The following is a 15,402-nucleotide window of genomic DNA, read 5'->3' as shown; positions in this document are numbered from 1 at the left end:
CTCTCGGCGGCCTCACCCGAGGTTGGTGAGACAGGAAGAGGTCTGAGACATGCGGATTGTTCCTAATGGAGGCCACCTTGAGCCGACCGATACCGCACTGATCGACGCGGCAGCGCGCGAGATGACGGAGGAGACGGGTGTTGACCCCGGCAAGGTCTTCCCAGCCCTGCAAACGCCCGTCTACATCGAGTACGGCCCCGTTCCGGCACGACCAGAGAAGAACGAGCCGGAGCACTACCACCTCGACATCGGATACTCCTTCACGACGGCACATGCGGACGTGGGGCGCATCCAGGAGTCCGAGGTGACCGGTGCCGCCTGGTACCCGCTCACCGCGGCCGAGCGCCTAGTCGGGAACCGCATTGCACGAGCGGTCAGCGCGCCGCCCCGGATCGGTTGACCGGACCCATTGAGCCCTTCCGGTCGACAGCAGCCCGGCTCACAGTTCGCACGGCCGAGGCTGCGCGATCGGTGTTCACCTCTGTTGGAGGTTCAGGTAGGCCAGCGACATGATCCGCCAATCGGCGCGCACCGGTCGAACCTGCTCGACCTCCAGGAGCCAGCGCGAGGTGATCCATGCCCAGGGGCACAGCGGATCGAACCAGAACGGGACCTCGTCGCGGTCGGGTTGTTGCTTGATCTCCGACATGAGCATCGTCCTATCTCAGACCGCTTTTGCCTGTGCCCTCCCCTACTGGGAGGCTAGATCTCGAACAGTCCCACTTTGGACGGGGATGTTGCACTGAATGTTGCATTTGGCCGTGCGTCCGGCGATTGTGACCAGGGCCGCGAGATCGCTGGGCTGCGCGTTCTCGTCCGCGGCGCTGACGAGCCGGAGGAAAACCTGCGCGGTGACGTCGACGTCAGCGTAGGCCCTGTGGCGATCCGCCGGATGCTGGATGGAGAAATGCGCCAGCAACGTGTCGAGTTTGTAGTTCGGCAGACCGGGGACGACATCTGATCGTGGATCACCACCGGATCCCGGTGTCCTTTAGGCTCAGCGGGGTGAGCGGGACTGGGGTGTCGCCGCCGGACTTGCGGCGGACAGAGTGCGCGAACGCCATCGCTCGTGCCGAACGTGAACTCGGGGTTCGGCTGGACGCTTCGCGGGCTGTGGCCAAACGCCGGACGTGGGGTGCGCCGTCGGAGCGCGGCACGTGGGTGCGGCTTCAGGTCTGGCCGGCCGATCACCCGGCGGTGGAGCGGGTGCCTGGTGTAGTTGCGGCCTCCGCATTGGTGCGGGTTCCCCGCCCGGCGTGGCATCGCGGTGTGCGCTGGGACGCCGACGGGCTGGTGTGGCGCGCTGACGAGCTCGAGTTCGTGGCGCAGCCTGCGGTGATTCCGGCCGGAACTCTGACCGCCGACCCCGGCTTGTCCGATGGCTGGTGGCGTGACCTGGCGTGGACGCTGGAGGCGGTGGCGACCACGGCGGTGCCGTTGCCGCAGCAGACGGTGACTCAGCAGCGGTTCACCGACCGGATCACCATGGTGTTCGGTTCCGATGTGGACACTACGGTGACCGCATGGGGCGGGATCCACGGCGACATGGGCTTTGCCAACCTGACGGCCCCGGAGCTCGTCCTGCTGGATTGGGAAGAGTTCGGACGCGGCCCAGTGAGCTTGGATCACGCCCGGGTGTGGGCCGACTCGTTGGCCGCGCCCGGTGTGGCGCAGCGATGCATGGCCGAGTTCGCCCCGTACTTGGGCAGCAGGCAGGGTCTGCTGTGCCGGGCCTACTGCCTGGTCCCGCTGCTGGCGCTTCCGGACAGCGAGCCGCTGTCGGCCCCGGCGGAACACGCCGCTGAGGAGGTCGCCGCCGCGCTGCGGCGTTCCAGCAGCCGCCGGTAGCCTGCCACCCGCCGGGAGTTCACGACCAGGCCGGGGGCGGTGAGCAGTTCGGTGAGGTGGGCCGGGGTGCTGGTGCCGACGGCGACGCGCTCCACCCCGCCTGGCACGGCGAGCGCCAGGCGCAGCGCGGCTTGCCACCGCGTGGGTTTCTGGCCTGGGGTCAGGAACTGGCGTGGGTCGACCTCGCGCCAGACCGGGTCCTGGGTGTCGCCGCCGAACGGGCTCATCCCCCACAACCTGCCCTGGCAGTACGCGGCAAGTTCCTCGGCCGCGGTGAGGACCTGGGAGGGTGCTAGCAGCCCGGAGCGGGTCATGACCAGCCCCGGCCTGGGCCAGTCACCGCCGATCGCTGTCGCCGCGGGTAGTACTTGTTCGGGGTTCCAGGTGGCGATGCCCCAGCTGCGGCACCATCCGCGCCGGGAGGCGTCGGCGAGGATCTCGGTGGCCTGGGCCAGCCTGTCGGCGGCGTGGTGCACCGGCAGGCCGGCCAGGCTGCGTTCGGGGTTGTGCAGCCACAGCACCGCCGGTGGCTGACCCAGGCTCCGCACCGCCGCCTCGGCGGCGGACCGGAGCCGCTGCGGGTCCAGGCTGTGGGAGTTCCATCCGGTTGCGGTGTTGTGGTGGTAGCCGATCTTCGAGCACACAGCGAAACGGGGAAGCAGGTTTTCCGCAGCGTCGACGAGTTGCTGGTGGGCGGTGCCGTGCTGGTAGTGCGGCGCGGTGTCCACCGTGGTCACGCCGAACGCCAGCGCTGCCCGCAGCAGCTCAGGCGTTAGTCGAGTGCGGTGTAGGCCGAGCACAAGGCGGGGGTGGCTTCCGTGCACAGTCCCTCCTCCAGCAACACAGTGCCGAGCTTGTGGGCGTCTACGCCGGTGGTGGCAGCGGCGTCGGCGAGATCGACGGGGCGCCCGGACAGCAGCAGCCGCACGCACTCGGCCGCAGTGGAGGCGAACCGCAGGCGCCGCCCGGCCGCGATCACCATGACCGCCTCGCTGGTCTCGACGATGTCCGGCGCGAACGGGGTGGTGCACACCAGCTTCTCGGCTGAGCCGAACGCGCCGCCGGAAACGCTGCGCCGGGGCCGGATATCGGTCTGCCGCTGGTGGACGAGGTAGTCCGCCGGACTGTTCTCGCTTGCCAGCCCGGCCACCGCCTCTGCGAGGGCGGTGTGGTCAGTGCCGGGTCCGAGGTCGTGGCGGAACAGCTCGTCGTCGCGGGCCAGGTCGGCCAGCCAGGAGATCCAGTCGATGCCGGTGTGCGGGGCCATGCCGAAGGTCAGGTGCAGCGAGAGCCGGTCGTCGTCGTGGTCGGCGCGGGTGGCGGCATGCCACCAGCCCCGCGGGATGCTGATGACCTCACCGGCGCGCAGCACACCCGACCACACCACCTCATCCGGAGGTTCGGTGTTGGGGTCGGTGTCCCGGTATAGCGGGGCCAGCCGCGATGGGCCGCGCACCTCCCACCGTTTGGATCCGGCGACCTGCACGATCACGGTCGGGTGGTCGTCCCAGTGAAGATCGAACCCGGCGGCGTCTCCGGTGGTCAGGTAGGCGTTGACCTGGGTAGTCATGCCGCACCACCACTGCAACGCCCGGCAGGCCGCCTCCAGCGCCGGGTCGAGGTGGTTCAGGCCGTCGACGACGACCTGCGCCCCTTCTCCCAGCAGCACCCCGAGTTTTTCGGTGTCCACAATGGGCACCGACTGGCCCCGGCGGCTCGTGCGGGTGGTCAGATAGGAACGGGTGTGCACGTCGGCGCCGTGCTGCAACACGCGGACCTGCGGGAAGTCCAGAGACCGCCAGGACAGCAGGTCCAGCAGCCGATGCGGGGTGAGCAGCCACGTGACCAGCTCGGGATCCGGCAAGGCGCCCCGGGCGAAGTCCCGCCCCAGGTTCCCGGCGCTGTCCCAGGCCAATGCCTGCTCAAGATCGCGAACGAAACGAAGCGTCATGAAGACCTCCATGCGAAAGACACAGGCGGGTGATTGGAGAGAGGGGTGTGGGCCCAGCAGGGCTCAGAGCACGGCCGTGCCAGGGCCCGCACCCCTTTTGGTTGGCGGTGTCCTAGGCTCCCGGAGGCGGGTCCTTGGTCTCGCCAGAATCGCTGCCGTCCGAGGTCATCGCCATGCGATCGCGGTTCTGCGCCTGGTGCAGCCGCTCCACGCTCAACAACAGGTCGTCATCCATCCCTGGTCACCTCCCTCTGCGGTCGTGTGGTCGTGGCGGCGATGTCCACGTAACCGCAAAATGACCAGCACTTGGAATTCGTTGTGCCGGTTACGCACATCGGTTGCCGATCAGGCATTTCAGCTTGACCCGCCCCCTGCGCCGCTACGGTGAGCCATGACGCGATCACTGGAGGCACGCATGCGGCAGGCGGGCATGGGGCACCTGATCAGGCAGGCCCGGCAGGCCAAGGGCTGGACCCAGGACGAGCTGGGGCGCCGCATCGGCTACACCAAGACGCGGGTCTCCAGGGCTGAGACCGGGGCACAACCGATCCGGGACGTCGCTGTGCTGAGCCAGCTCGCTGACGTTCTCGGTGTCCCGCCGTCGATGTTTGGACTTGCCGATCAGTCGCCTACCCTGGCGTCCAACCTGGACATACGCACCTCGGAGGGCCCGGTGGACCGTCGTGCATTCCTCAGCGCGGCCAGCGCGTTCGGCGTCTCGGCCGCGTTCACCCGACCTGCTGCGGCGGCCGAGCCGGATCCGGCAGTACTGCTGGAAAAGCGGATCTCGGCCTGCCTGTTCAGCACCACGGGCGCCAGCGCCGCGCCAATGCCGGTGGACGAGTTGCGAGCGCGCCTGGACCGCGCGCGGGCCGGATACGACACGTGCCGCTACGTGTGGCTGGCCGACGAACTCCCGCGGCTGATCTCCGCCGCTGAAGCGACCATGACTGAGGCACCGACAACCGAAGCCGCAGCGCTGGCCTCAGCCAGCTACCAGCTCACCGCGCACGCGCTGGCGAAACTCCTGGTCTCCGGGGTGCAGCCGATGGCAGCCGACCGCGCCGTTGCCCGCGCGCAACAGGCCGGCGATCCCCTGGTGCTAGCGCAGGCCCGGCGAGTGCTCTCCACCGCAGCCCGCCGGATCGGTGACTACGAGCAGGCCGAACGGGTCGGCATCCGCGCGATCGAGGACCTCCCACTCGCCCAGCAGGCTTGCCCGGCCACGTGGCGGCACGCGGTCGAACTGTGGTGCGTGGCCGCATACGCAGCGGCCGTCCGGGGTGACCGGGAACGCTCCGTGGAGTGCTACCGCGAAGCAGCGTCCGTGGCTGCCCACATCGACGACCACCACCAGCTACAGCAGGCGCGTGACTACGCACTCGCCCACCAGATCAGCAGCGCGTTCAAGCTGGGCGACTCCGCCACAGCGCTGGACGCGGCCCGCCAGGTTCGCCTCGATGCACTGCCCACCACCGAACGCAAGGGCCGCTACCTGGTCGATCTCGCGATGGTATGGCAGCAGCACGGCCACGACGATCACGCCTATCGAGCCCTGGTGCTCGCTGAGCACCACGCACCCGGCGAGGTCCACACTCGCAGCTCGGCGCGTCGGCTGATCAGCTCCCTGGCCACCTCGCCACGGCGAGGCGGAATGCCGGAATTGGTGGGGCTTGCCCGGCGCGCGCACGTCACTCTGTAGCCAACACGCGAACCGCGACAGGGCTACCGAAACGCGCTAGAGCCGGATATTTCGCGGTGTGAGCAACGTTTGGGTCCTGACCAGTGACGCCGCTAATTGATTTTGGCCAGAGTTGCTCGCTGAAATTCCCCACTCGGGGGCGGTGGTTAGCGTAGCGGTTGGTGGGTGCCGGTGGTGGTTTTGCGGAGCGTGTCGGCGCGGGCTTGGTGGTCGCGGAGGCGGTAGGAGTCGCCCTCGAGGGTGAGCACGACGGAGCGGTGCAGGAGCCGGTCGAGCAGGGCCGCGGCGACGGTGGTATCGCCGAGGACCTCGCCCCAGGATCCGACGCCGCGGTTGCTGGTCAGGATGATCGAGGTCTTCAGATAGCGTTGGGAGACAACCTGAAACAACGCGGAGGCGGCCTCGGCGGGCAGCGGGAGGTAGCCCAGCTCGTCGATCACGAGGAGGGCCGGGCCGTTGAAGAAGCGCATGGTGGTGGCCCAGCGGCCTTCGATCGCGGCGCGGTGGCAGCGGGCGGCCAGGTCGGCGGCGGTGGTGAAGTAGGTGCGGTAGCCGGCTTCGGCGGCTTTGCGTGCCAACCCGACGGCGAGGTGGGTTTTGCCGAGGCCGGGCTGGCCGATGAGCAGGACGTTGGTGGCCGACTCGATGTAGCGGCAGGTGGCCAGCTCGGCGATGAGCTTGGGATCGACGGTGGGGGCGGCGTCGTAGTCGAAGTCCTCCAGGGTGGCGGGGGTGGGCAGCGAGGCGAAGCGCAGCCTGCCGGCCAGGCGGCGGGCCTCGGTCGCGGACACCTCGATGGAGCAGAGCCGTTCGAGGGCGGCGGTCAGGGTGAGACCCTCGGCGGTCGCGGACTCGAGGACACCGGGCAGTGCCTCGGCGGCGGCGTGCAGCTTGAGCGTCGCGAGGTGACCGCGCAGCTGCTGGTAGAGGCTGGCCTGCGCCGGTGTGGACGGGGCAGCGTCGAGGGTCGTGTTCGAGGTTGTTTTTGTTGCTGTCACTGTGTTTTCCTCTCTCGTTGTTACTTCTCGTCGGCCGGGTCGGCCGGGGGCAGGGTGGTGCGGGCGGCGGCTGCGGCGGCGTAGCGGGCGAGATCGATCACGACCTCACCACTGGCGTCCACGCCGCTGGTCGGCGCTGTGTCGGTGCGCTGGGCGCGCAGGGCGTCGGCGGCTGCTCGTGCGTCCGGTCCGGGTGGGATGCGCTGCTTGCTGCGGTGCGGCCGCGCGGTGGTGGTGGCGGCCAGGGCGGCTTTCTCGAGCGCTAGGACGTGGCCGTGGTCGCGGACCATGACGCCGGCGCCCTCGGGTGCCAGGGTGTGGCGGGCGATCACCGTCCCGGACTCGGTGGCGACATCCACGTGGCCGGCGCCGAGCCGGTGGGAGACGGTGACGGTGGCGCCGGCGAGTTCGGGGGCGACGCTGTAGCGGTTGCCGCGGAAGGACACCAGCGCCTGCGCCGAGACGATCCTGGTGACCGTCAGGGTCGCCGGGAACGGGTCCGCGGGTGGGGTGCGCAGCGGCTCGGCCGCGGCGACGGTGGCCACGCTGGCTTTGCCATCCGCGGTGGCGCGCAGCCGGGTGTCACCGCGCGTGGAGCACCAGGCCTCGAGCCGCTGCTGGGCCTGCTCGGGCGTGACATCGTCAGGCAGGGTGCGCCAGAACCGTTGCGCCGCAACATGATTAGCTTTCTCCACGACTCCCTTGCGGTTACCTCGCCGCGGTGGGCATGCCCGCACCGCGACACCATAATGCTTGGCCACGGCCGAGAACGAGGCCTGCACCCGACCGGACTCGGGGTTGATGACGGTGGCCATCCGGTCGAACCGCCACGCCCGGGTCAACCCGCCCAACGCGCGGGTAACCCGGTCCAGCCCATCGATCAGGTGCGGCTGATCAGTACTCGGGCACAGGACACCGCGCCACCGGCTCGAGTGCGACAGTGCCCCCACCAGCAGATGCGCGCATCCACCCCACCCCCAGTGCTCGGGTGGGTCGGGCAGATCAAGCCAGTCCCACTGCGTCTCATCCCCCGGTGGGTGCTCGATCACCGCCACCGCCCGGCCCTTCGCCGGTCGGCACGGCTCACACGCCGGACGCAAACCCCGGTCGCGGATCTGGCGGGTCAGCGTCGGATACGAGTGCGCATAGCCCAGCTCGTGCAGCTCGTCGTAGAGGGTGGTGGCCCACAGATGCGGGTCCTCGGCCAGCCGCGCCGAACAGTAGGCCACGAACCGCTCGAACGGATCCGGCCTCGCGCGGGCACGCGCCCCCGCCTCGCGGACACCGGACAGATAAGCGCGGATGGTCTTGCGGTCCCGCCCCAGGTGACGGGCGATCGCCGAGATCGTCCAACCCCGGGCACGCAGGGCGTGCGCGTCGATGTCTTCCTCCCGTGTGAGCATGAGACGTGGGGCTCCTTCGAGCTGGTGTGTGGTCAGAGACCGCCAGACTCGAAGGAGCCCCGCCCGTCTCGGCGGAGCCACGCCGGGTGGGGAATTTCAATGAGCAGGTCTGGGGAGATTCACCTGAGCGCCGTCACCAGCACTGATCCATTGCTGACCAGTGGTGCTTACTGTTCGAAGATCTGCTCGACGACGGCTTTCTTGGCGGCTCCGGCTCGTGATGCCGGAGCCGCTCAATGGTCCACGCTGGCCGACCCACGGTGGGCCGGGTTCGTTGCCGCGTTCGTCGATTCCAGGCCGTCAGAACGTTTGCGGGCCCGGGCGGGCAGGGGGTTGGTGCGGACTTCGTCACCTTTGCCGTGCAACCGGATTTCGCCGGTGCGGGCGGTGATCGCAACGTCTCCGGCGTCGAGCCGGGCGCATTCTTCCGCTCGTGCTCCGGCGTAGAGCAGGACTACGGTTGATCGCCGCGCCGCGTGCGCCGCGGCGATCGGCCGCGCGCTCGACCTTGCCCTGCTGGTGGGGTGTCAGCGCGTCGGGCTCGCCGGGGCGTGGCACCCGTGCTCGCTTGACCTGGATGCGCATCTGCGCGCCGTTCTCGTAGAGCAACGTGACCGAGGCGAGGGCTTGGTTGAGTGTGGAGGGGCTGGCTTTGGCGCGCGGCAGCGACCGTCGCCACGCGGTGACGGCGGCCTCGGCGCCGACGACATCGGCGAAGGCGTCGGGATGATCCTGAGCGTGCTTGCCAAGAGCCAGGCGACATAGGCCACGCACTGCCTGCGGTTATGCCTTGACCGTGTTCATGGCGAGCTTGCAGCGGTGCCAGGTAGCGCTCGACCTTCGCGAGGGCCTGCCCGACCTCGCACCGTCCAGGCAGCGGACTTCGAGGCTCGACAGCAGCCGCCGCTGGCGGCAATCCTGGCTATGAACCTCGACGAAGCGCGTCGATCAGCTTGAACCTCGGCGGTCTCTCCGACCAACAACCGCCGCAACCCCCGGAACCGGACGACGAGTAACGCCCCACCTGACGGTCTCGAAACCAACGGTCCTGGGCCGATGGCCCTACCCACCTGTGGGCAGCGGCCATGTGACACGCGCGAGGCCCTGGCTGGACGGCCAGGGCCTCGGCTTGCACACCTGAGGTTGCCCACGTATGCGCGGCGGCTGGTTTGTCAGTCAGCGATCCTGGCGTACTGGTATTGGGTCTGGCCGTTCTCGTCGCCGGAGTGCTGGCGGCCGACCATGACTTCGTACTCGCCTGCCTTGGAGTAGCTGTTGCTTTCCTTCTGGCCCGCGCTCCAGCGGTAGGAGGTCAGCTCCACCGGTTGTCCCCATGCGCTCATGGAGGCGGTCGCGTACCTCGTCTGGCCGTTCTCGTCGCCGGAGTGCTGGCGGCCGACCAGGACCTCGCCGGGCGAAGCTGTGAAAAACGAGTTGCTCTCCCGCTGGGAATCGCTCCAGTGTGGGGCGCTCACCTGGACCTGCTGCCCATCGATGAGGATCAGGCCGCAGTAGTAGGTGGTGTTGCCGTTCTCATCGCCGTAGTGCGCCCTGCCGAGCAGGACCTGGTTGGTTGGACACAAGACGGGGGTTCCCGCGGATTCCTTCACCGTCTGGGTGTAACCGTCGATGATGATGATCTCCGCCGCCGGTGCGGCGCTCGCTCCGGTGGCCGTCACCATGGCAAGCCCCCCGAACAGCAGACCGGCGCCCACCAGGGCCAGTGCCCGCCGGGTAACACGCGAGAAGTGGCTCACGAAACGTCCTTTCACATGACAGGGTGTGTCGTCCCGGTCACGCTATGGCTTGAGAGGAACAGCAGTCGGGGTTTCCTGACATAATCTCCCGGAGATCACCCGTTGGTGACATTCAGCCCACCCGGTTTCTCCGAGAAGATCTCCACTCGCGCCACCACCCGGCCCGAGCTGGACAAGGCAGTGGCCCTGGCCCGTGAGATGCGCGCTACCGGCGTCGCAGTCGCCTTCGTCGTCCACGAGCACAAGCGCCTCGGACGTGGCCTGGCCACAATCCCAGCGCGGTGGCCAGTCCGGTGAGCGTGTTGTAATCCACGCTCGGCTGACGTTCACGCAAGTAGTCCACCAGCAGGTCGCGGACCGGCCGACAGGCCAACTGGTAACGGTCAATGAGCTGCTCGGCCGAGAGCTGGCCCTGAAAGCGCGGGTTGAACATCCGGACGGTGGGCGGCGCCTCGGGACTGAACACGCCGACGGCGTGCAGCAGCTGGTAGAAGAACGGGCTGTGCCGGCTGGAGGTGATCGGGCCAGGAAACACCCGGTAGCTCGTCTCGAGCAGCTCCAGGCAATCCCCTGGCGTGATGTCCCGCACCTGGCCGCCCTTGGCGGCCAGGATGATCGCGACGCGTTCCAGCGCGGGGATCGCGGTCGAGTAGCCGATCGCGCTGGCCTGCCGCGCCGCGGCCAGCGCGGCGAACCCGTCGGGGTCGCGAACCCGGGCCATCTCCTGGCCGAGCTGGCTGGGCGCGGCGGTGACCATCAGCCAGCCTGGATCCGGCCGGAGCACGTCACCGCAGACCAGTTGGGTCACGCCCATGCCGAGGAACGAGCTGATCTTCTCCTCCCGCTGCGCGAGCCGTCCGGCGTCTCGCAGTTCGCAGGACGGTGGCCCGCCAGTCGACGCGCCCGTCGATGCTGGCACCGGTGGCGTTCCAGCGTTCCTGCCAGGTCCGGCCCGGATACCGCTCCAACCAGTCCAACACCTTCAGCAGCGCCACTTTCCGGTAGTAGCGCTTGTTGGCGGTGTCGGCGGCAAACGGTGGGGCCAGCAGGCGGCGCACCACCGTGCCCCGGTCCTGGCGCCTGGCCTCCCACGCATCCGGGACCGGGCGGGGCGGAAACTTCGCCCACAACGCCGACACCTGCGCGTTCAACTGCCGCACCGGCTGCCCGGCAGCCGGTGCCGGGGCGTTCGTGGTGGTCACGGCCGCTCCCGACCGAACAGAACGTCCAGCGACTCCGGCCGATAACGCAGCACATCCTGCGCCGGCGGCGGTGCCGCCTTCTGCGTGGCCTGGCGCTGGTGGTGGGCCAGCACGCCTTCGATGACGTCCTCGGCGGTCGGGGTGACATACCTTTGTGTGGTCGATAAATGAGCGTGTCCGAGGACCCACTGCACGTCGATCGGTGATCGGCATCTGTGGATCGCGGGCCAGCCGATACGCGGCCGAATGCCGCAGGTCATGCAAAGGCCAGTTAGCGCCCAGCGCCTGGTTCGCGCGCACGAACATCGCCCGCGCGGCGTGATAGGTCAACGGCCGGAACGGGCGCCGCAGCGTCCACCACAACGGATCGTCACCGCCCGCGGGAACGAGGCCGTGCATTTGCTGCTGATACAACCGCAGCCACACGAACGCGTCCGGCGAAGCCGGCAACGGCTGCAATGCCCGCGATCCCTTGCGCACCACAGTGATCAGCTGCTGGCCGGGATCCGCGCCCGAACACAGCACGCCCAGCAGCTCCGAGGCCCGCGCCCCGGTGGAGATCCAGAACGCCACCAAGGCCCGATCGCGATGCGAGGACAACCGGGCGAACACCTCGTTGAACATCTCGTCCGGGATCTGCCGGGGAATCCGCGTCACCAGCCGGGGCCGAAACAGCCCGGCACGCTCACCACGTAACGGCTCCATCGGATTGTGGTGAGCGTGCGCGCGGCCGGTGCGCGCCAGCGGGAACGGGTTCACCAGCGGCCCGGTCCTCGCCTCCAGATGCAGTGCATAGAAATGCCGCAACACGCTCTCGCAATGCGCCACCGTCGCCGGTGCGTACTCGCGTCCCGGCGACTGCTTCCCTGTCACCGGATTCGGCGACCCAGCCCGCACCGAGACCGTCGGCTCGGCGTCCGGCGATCGCCAATGCGGCTGGGCCGGCTTGCCCGCGATCTGGATCCACCGGCTGAAATCGCGCGCCTCAACGCGCGTTGCCTCATTCCACGCCACCTCGACCGTCCACAAGAAACGGAACCAGCGAAGCAACGCCAAGCCATACGACCGCTGCGTCGTCGCCGGCCGCCCGGCCGCCTGCAACTCCCGCAGATATACGACCACCGGCCCGACCACACCACCGTCGGGATCAACGAGCCGATACGGATCCCACGGATCGCCGGTCTCCACCAGCGACCCCACCCGCCGCACCACCAGCGACGCCAGATCCCGAGATGGATCTTCCTGTCCGATCACGGGCAGCGACAGCAACGATCCCACCCCCGCGCCGCACCCCACCCAGCAGCAACGCCCCCGGTAGTTCAGTCAACACACCAAGGGCGGCAGGAACACCACTAGTAGGGCTTTGTTAGATCGTCATGGTGGTTTCTGGTGGCAGGTGGGGCATCGGCCTGTCCAGGTGGCCAGCAGTACCTGGAGTCCATGGAGGATCTTGTAGAGGGTCAGGCCGCCCCAGGTGCTTTTGGGCTTGTCAACCTGAGTTCGGTGAGGAAGAGGTGCGCGGCGGAGACGAGGGTGACGTGGCGGTGCCAGCCGGTGAAGGAGCGTCCTTCGAAATGGGTGAGTCCCAGGCCGATTTTCAGTTCGCGGTAGTCGTGTTCGATGCGCCAGCGGATCTTGGCCAACCGCACCAGCGTGCGGATCGGGGTGTCGGCGGGCAGGTTGGAGATCCAGTAGTCGGTGGGCGCGGGCTGATGCGGCGGCCATTCGGCCACCAGCCAGCATTCCGGCAGGTTGCCGCCTGCATCTTTGGGGATATCGCGGTTGGCGGGCCGGATGCGCAGCGCCAGGAAACGGGAGCGCATCTTCGCCGTGGGATTACCACCGGTCTTCTTGCTGCCCTCACGCCAGGTCACCCGCCGCAGACTGCCGCGCCCCGCGGCCAGTGCCAGCCCCCGCAGCGTCGACGGCGGGTCCGGGTAGCGAGGCACGGGCCGGCGGCCACGCCCGCTATACGCGGCGGTCACCGGCACGGCATCCGCAGGGTGGGCGGTGGTCGAGGCTTTCGCGGCCATCACATACGACAGGCCCCGATCGGCAAGCTCACCCCGGAAGGTCGCGTTGTCCCCGTAACCCGCGTCGCCGACCAGCACCGGCGGAGTGTGTCCCCACGCGGCGAGTTCGTCGATCATGTCCAGTGCCTGACGCCATTTCGGGAGATGCCCCTCCTCCGCCGGGATCGCGCACCGCGCCCGCCGGACGGCGATGCGTTCGGCCTCGGCGCCGGTCGCGCAGTCGTCATCCCAGGACTCCGGCAGAAACAGCCGCCAGTTCAACGCCGACGAGCAGACGTCGGTGACCGCGTGCAAGCTCACCGCGATCTGGCAGTTGGTGACCTTGCCCGCTGTGCCGGTGTACTGCCGCGCCACCCCCGGCGAGGCATCCCCGTCTTTTTCATGGCCGGTGTCATCCAGCACCCACGCATCCGGTGCCACCACATCGACCGCACGCTTGGCCAACCGTCGCCGCACCGCAGCGTAATCCCACGTCGAGGACGTGATGAACTGCTGCAACCGCTGATGATCAACATTAAGACGCTCGGCCATCGGCTGCATCGACTTCCGCCGCCCGTCCAGCATCAACCCCCGCAGATACAGCCCACCGTTGAGCCGCTGCTCACGACGCGCAAACGACGTGAACAACTCCCCAGCGAAGTCCTCCAAGCGGTCCCGGACCTGATCAAGCTCTCCAGCCAGCACACCAAGATCATCGCACACCCTGATCAACAACTAACAAAGCCCTACTAGGAGGCCGCTGAATAATCGGCGTGTCTCCCAGGAATCTGGGCTTGAGCTGGGAGAATCGGTTTATGCAGGGTGTGGAACGTGCCGACCGGGAACTGCTGGACGCTCACGCGCTGGTCGGTCATCTGGTGCCGGCGGGCAGTGTGTTCGCGTTCCTGGCCGAGCATCGTCAGGATGTGTTCCCCGATGGGGAGTTCGAGGACCTGTTCCCCTCGGGGAGGGGACGTCCGTCGATCCGGGCGTCGGTGATGGCCTCGGTCCTGATGTTGCAGACGCTGCATGACTACTCGGATCGGGAGACCGCCGACGCCGCGCGGTGTGATCTGCGGTGGAAGGTCGCGACCGGAATGTCGTTGGACCACAAGGGATTTGATGCCTCGACCCTGGTGTACTGGCGCAAACGGCTGGCGGCGTCGGATCGGCCCCACCGGATCAATGACGCGGTCAAGGACGTCATCGAGCAGACCGGGATCCTGCGCGGCCGGCGTAAACGGGCGGTGGATTCCACGATCCTGGCTGATGCGGTGGCCACTCAGGACACCGTCACCCAGCTGATTGCGGCGATCCGGCGGGTGGCCCGGCAGGTTCCTGGCGCAGCCGAGCGGATCGCACAGGTGTGCACCGGCCATGACTACAGCCAGCCGGGCAAACCGAGGATTGACTGGGATGACCCGCAGGCCAAGGACGCACTGGTGTCGGCCTTGGTCAACGACGCAGGCGCGCTGGTGGCGGTGTTGACGGAGGCCGAGTTGGAGGGCGATGCGGAGGTCGCGGTGGCGTTGCTGGCGCTGGTCGCCGGTCAGGATGTCGAACCGGCGGAAGGATCGGATGGCACTGATGGGCGGTGGCGGATCGCGCGGCGGGTCGCCCCGGATCGAGTGATATCCACGGTGGACCCGGATGCGCGGCATACCCGCAAGTCGCCGGAGAACCGCCGCGACGGGATCGGGCGCACGTGGCGGCCGAGCCCGAGACCGGGATCATCACCGACGAGAAGCTGACCAAGGCCGCTGGGACGGAGAACTCCGATCCGGCGGTGGCCGAGGAGTTCCTCGACGCCGAGGACGATCCCTGCGAGTGGTACGGAGATTCCGCCTACGGCACAGGGGATCTGCGTGGCGCGATCGACGACACCGACGCCGACGAGGCTGTGATCAAGCCGAAACCGGTGCAAGCGCCGGTGGAGGGCGGGTTCACCGTCGACGACTTCACCGTCGACGAGCACGCGGGCACGGTGAGCTGCCCGGCCGGTAACACCCGCCCGATCAGTCAGAAAAACCGGGTGGCGACCTTCGGCGCGCTGTGCCGCGACTGCCCGCTGCGTGCGCGCTGCACCAAGTCCAAGACCGGCCGTAAAATCGTTCTGCACCAACGAGATGATCTGCTGCGCCAAGCCCGCCGTGACTGGGCAGACAAGCCCGAACTGCGAGAGAAGTACCGGAAGTTCCGGCCCAACGTGGAACGGGTCATCTCCCAGATCGCCAGCATCGGCGGCCGTCGTCTCAAACTCCGTTATCGCGGCGCCACCAAGAACCATGCCTGGCTCACTCGTCGCACCGCCGGGCTCAACCTGCGCAATCTCGTGGGCCGCGGGCTATCTCGCACGGCAGGAGTCTGGGTTCTGGCGGGCTCGGCCGCCTGACCAGCGGCCGACCGGCCGGACCGGGCCCTCACCGGCCCGTCTAGGTGCTCTCTCGCCCGCCCCGACCGCACTGCCACGCGCGGATAGGGGCTTGCTGCGGGACTGCTCGTCAATTTTCTCGCCTCCGTCCCTGCGGC

At 68.5% G+C, this 15,402-nt stretch carries 15 protein-coding genes and 1 pseudogene; 5 read left to right on the top strand and 11 right to left on the bottom strand.

All coding sequences use genetic code 11. The features are described 5' to 3' along the window. Positions 1 to 49 precede the first annotated feature (49 nt). Positions 50 to 400, top strand: a complete 351-nt coding sequence (locus ACRXBZ_RS39055) for an NUDIX domain-containing protein (RefSeq protein WP_433883361.1) — start codon at positions 50 to 52, stop codon at positions 398 to 400. A gap of 75 nt (positions 401 to 475) precedes the next feature. On the opposite strand, the gene ACRXBZ_RS39050 is transcribed toward ACRXBZ_RS39055, so the two are convergent. After that, a complete protein-coding gene (locus tag ACRXBZ_RS39050; protein WP_433883360.1) occupies positions 476 to 649 on the bottom strand; it encodes a mycothiol-dependent nitroreductase Rv2466c family protein in 174 nt (57 codons plus the stop codon). Positions 650 to 724: 75 nt separating this feature from the next. On the opposite strand from ACRXBZ_RS39050, the gene ACRXBZ_RS39045 reads away from it, so the two are divergent. Both ACRXBZ_RS39045 and ACRXBZ_RS39040 read left to right on the top strand, forming a co-directional pair. Further along, positions 725 to 961 (top strand): hypothetical protein, encoded by a 237-nt coding sequence (locus tag ACRXBZ_RS39045; RefSeq protein ID WP_433883359.1) that lies wholly within the window; start codon positions 725 to 727, stop codon positions 959 to 961. A gap of 44 nt (positions 962 to 1,005) precedes the next feature. Beyond that, positions 1,006 to 1,848, top strand: a complete 843-nt coding sequence (locus tag ACRXBZ_RS39040; protein WP_433883358.1) for a hypothetical protein — start codon at positions 1,006 to 1,008, stop codon at positions 1,846 to 1,848. Here the strand turns inward: ACRXBZ_RS39040 and ACRXBZ_RS39035 are convergent. The 3 genes from ACRXBZ_RS39035 to ACRXBZ_RS39025 all read right to left on the bottom strand — a co-directional run bounded on the left by ACRXBZ_RS39035 (position 1,734) and on the right by ACRXBZ_RS39025 (position 4,034). Continuing rightward, on the bottom strand, positions 1,734 to 2,672 hold the full coding sequence (locus ACRXBZ_RS39035; RefSeq protein ID WP_433883357.1) for an aldo/keto reductase: 939 nt from the start codon (positions 2,670 to 2,672) through the stop codon (positions 1,734 to 1,736). The two genes, ACRXBZ_RS39040 and ACRXBZ_RS39035, sit on opposite strands and share 115 nt — an antisense overlap. After that, the gene (locus ACRXBZ_RS39030) at positions 2,621 to 3,799 is read right to left on the bottom strand and encodes a JmjC domain-containing protein (RefSeq protein WP_433883356.1); all 1,179 of its coding nucleotides are present in this window, start codon (positions 3,797 to 3,799) and stop codon (positions 2,621 to 2,623) included. Before ACRXBZ_RS39030 ends, ACRXBZ_RS39035 begins: the two co-directional genes overlap by 52 nt. A gap of 112 nt (positions 3,800 to 3,911) precedes the next feature. Next, positions 3,912 to 4,034, bottom strand: coding sequence for a hypothetical protein (locus ACRXBZ_RS39025; protein WP_433883355.1), 123 nt, complete (start codon positions 4,032 to 4,034; stop codon positions 3,912 to 3,914). Positions 4,035 to 4,190: 156 nt separating this feature from the next. Here ACRXBZ_RS39025 and ACRXBZ_RS39020 point away from each other — a divergent pair, with 156 nt between their 5' ends. Next, positions 4,191 to 5,501: a helix-turn-helix domain-containing protein gene (locus ACRXBZ_RS39020; protein ID WP_433883354.1), complete on the top strand. Its 1,311-nt coding sequence runs from the start codon at positions 4,191 to 4,193 to the stop codon at positions 5,499 to 5,501. Positions 5,502 to 5,647: 146 nt separating this feature from the next. Here ACRXBZ_RS39020 and istB read toward each other — a convergent pair whose 3' ends face one another. The 7 genes from istB to ACRXBZ_RS38985 all read right to left on the bottom strand — a co-directional run bounded on the left by istB (position 5,648) and on the right by ACRXBZ_RS38985 (position 13,578). After that, positions 5,648 to 6,499, bottom strand: a complete 852-nt coding sequence (gene istB / locus ACRXBZ_RS39015) for an IS21-like element helper ATPase IstB (RefSeq protein WP_433880700.1) — start codon at positions 6,497 to 6,499, stop codon at positions 5,648 to 5,650. Between the two features lie 20 nt (positions 6,500 to 6,519). Continuing rightward, complete coding sequence (gene istA, locus ACRXBZ_RS39010; protein WP_433877707.1) at positions 6,520 to 7,902, bottom strand: IS21 family transposase; 1,383 nt, start codon at positions 7,900 to 7,902, stop codon at positions 6,520 to 6,522. A 348-nt stretch (positions 7,903 to 8,250) separates the two neighbouring features. Further along, complete coding sequence (locus ACRXBZ_RS39005; RefSeq protein WP_433883353.1) at positions 8,251 to 8,676, bottom strand: hypothetical protein; 426 nt, start codon at positions 8,674 to 8,676, stop codon at positions 8,251 to 8,253. 398 nt (positions 8,677 to 9,074) lie between these two features. Further along, positions 9,075 to 9,659, bottom strand: coding sequence for a hypothetical protein (locus ACRXBZ_RS39000; RefSeq protein WP_433883352.1), 585 nt, complete (start codon positions 9,657 to 9,659; stop codon positions 9,075 to 9,077). A 205-nt stretch (positions 9,660 to 9,864) separates the two neighbouring features. Further along, complete coding sequence (locus ACRXBZ_RS38995) at positions 9,865 to 10,473, bottom strand: hypothetical protein (RefSeq protein WP_433883351.1); 609 nt, start codon at positions 10,471 to 10,473, stop codon at positions 9,865 to 9,867. Next, positions 10,445 to 12,139 carry a tyrosine-type recombinase/integrase gene (locus tag ACRXBZ_RS38990; protein WP_433883350.1) on the bottom strand — a complete coding sequence of 565 codons (1,695 nt, stop codon included), beginning with the start codon at positions 12,137 to 12,139 and terminating at the stop codon, positions 10,445 to 10,447. The genes ACRXBZ_RS38995 and ACRXBZ_RS38990 overlap by 29 nt, the downstream gene beginning before the upstream one ends. A 182-nt stretch (positions 12,140 to 12,321) precedes the next feature. Then, complete coding sequence (locus ACRXBZ_RS38985) at positions 12,322 to 13,578, bottom strand: IS701 family transposase (protein WP_433881252.1); 1,257 nt, start codon at positions 13,576 to 13,578, stop codon at positions 12,322 to 12,324. A gap of 110 nt (positions 13,579 to 13,688) precedes the next feature. Between ACRXBZ_RS38985 and ACRXBZ_RS38980 the strand changes: the two are divergent. Beyond that, positions 13,689 to 15,265: pseudogene (locus tag ACRXBZ_RS38980) on the top strand (IS1182 family transposase). The last annotated feature ends 137 nt before the right edge of the window (positions 15,266 to 15,402 follow it).

The sequence above is a fragment of the Saccharopolyspora hattusasensis genome (assembly GCF_050972075.1).
GTDB lineage: Bacteria > Actinomycetota > Actinomycetes > Mycobacteriales > Pseudonocardiaceae > Saccharopolyspora > Saccharopolyspora hattusasensis.
The sequence above is the reverse complement of the archived record's forward strand: the minus strand, read 5'-3'. Positions and strand labels throughout refer to the sequence as shown.

Excerpts from the sequence above, each read along its gene's own strand:
- ACRXBZ_RS39055 (WP_433883361.1), top strand. The coding sequence starts at position 50 with ATGCGGATTGTTCCTAATGGAGGCCACCTTGAGCCGACCGATACCGCA.
- ACRXBZ_RS39030 (WP_433883356.1), bottom strand. The coding sequence starts at position 3,799 with ATGACGCTTCGTTTCGTTCGCGATCTTGAGCAGGCATTGGCCTGGGAC.
- ACRXBZ_RS39025 (WP_433883355.1), bottom strand. The coding sequence starts at position 4,034 with ATGGATGACGACCTGTTGTTGAGCGTGGAGCGGCTGCACCAGGCGCAG.
- ACRXBZ_RS39020 (WP_433883354.1), top strand. The coding sequence starts at position 4,191 with ATGACGCGATCACTGGAGGCACGCATGCGGCAGGCGGGCATGGGGCAC.
- ACRXBZ_RS39050 (WP_433883360.1), bottom strand. The coding sequence starts at position 649 with ATGTCGGAGATCAAGCAACAACCCGACCGCGACGAGGTCCCGTTCTGG.
- istA (WP_433877707.1), bottom strand. The coding sequence starts at position 7,902 with ATGCTCACACGGGAGGAAGACATCGACGCGCACGCCCTGCGTGCCCGG.
- ACRXBZ_RS38995 (WP_433883351.1), bottom strand. The coding sequence starts at position 10,473 with ATGGGCGTGACCCAACTGGTCTGCGGTGACGTGCTCCGGCCGGATCCA.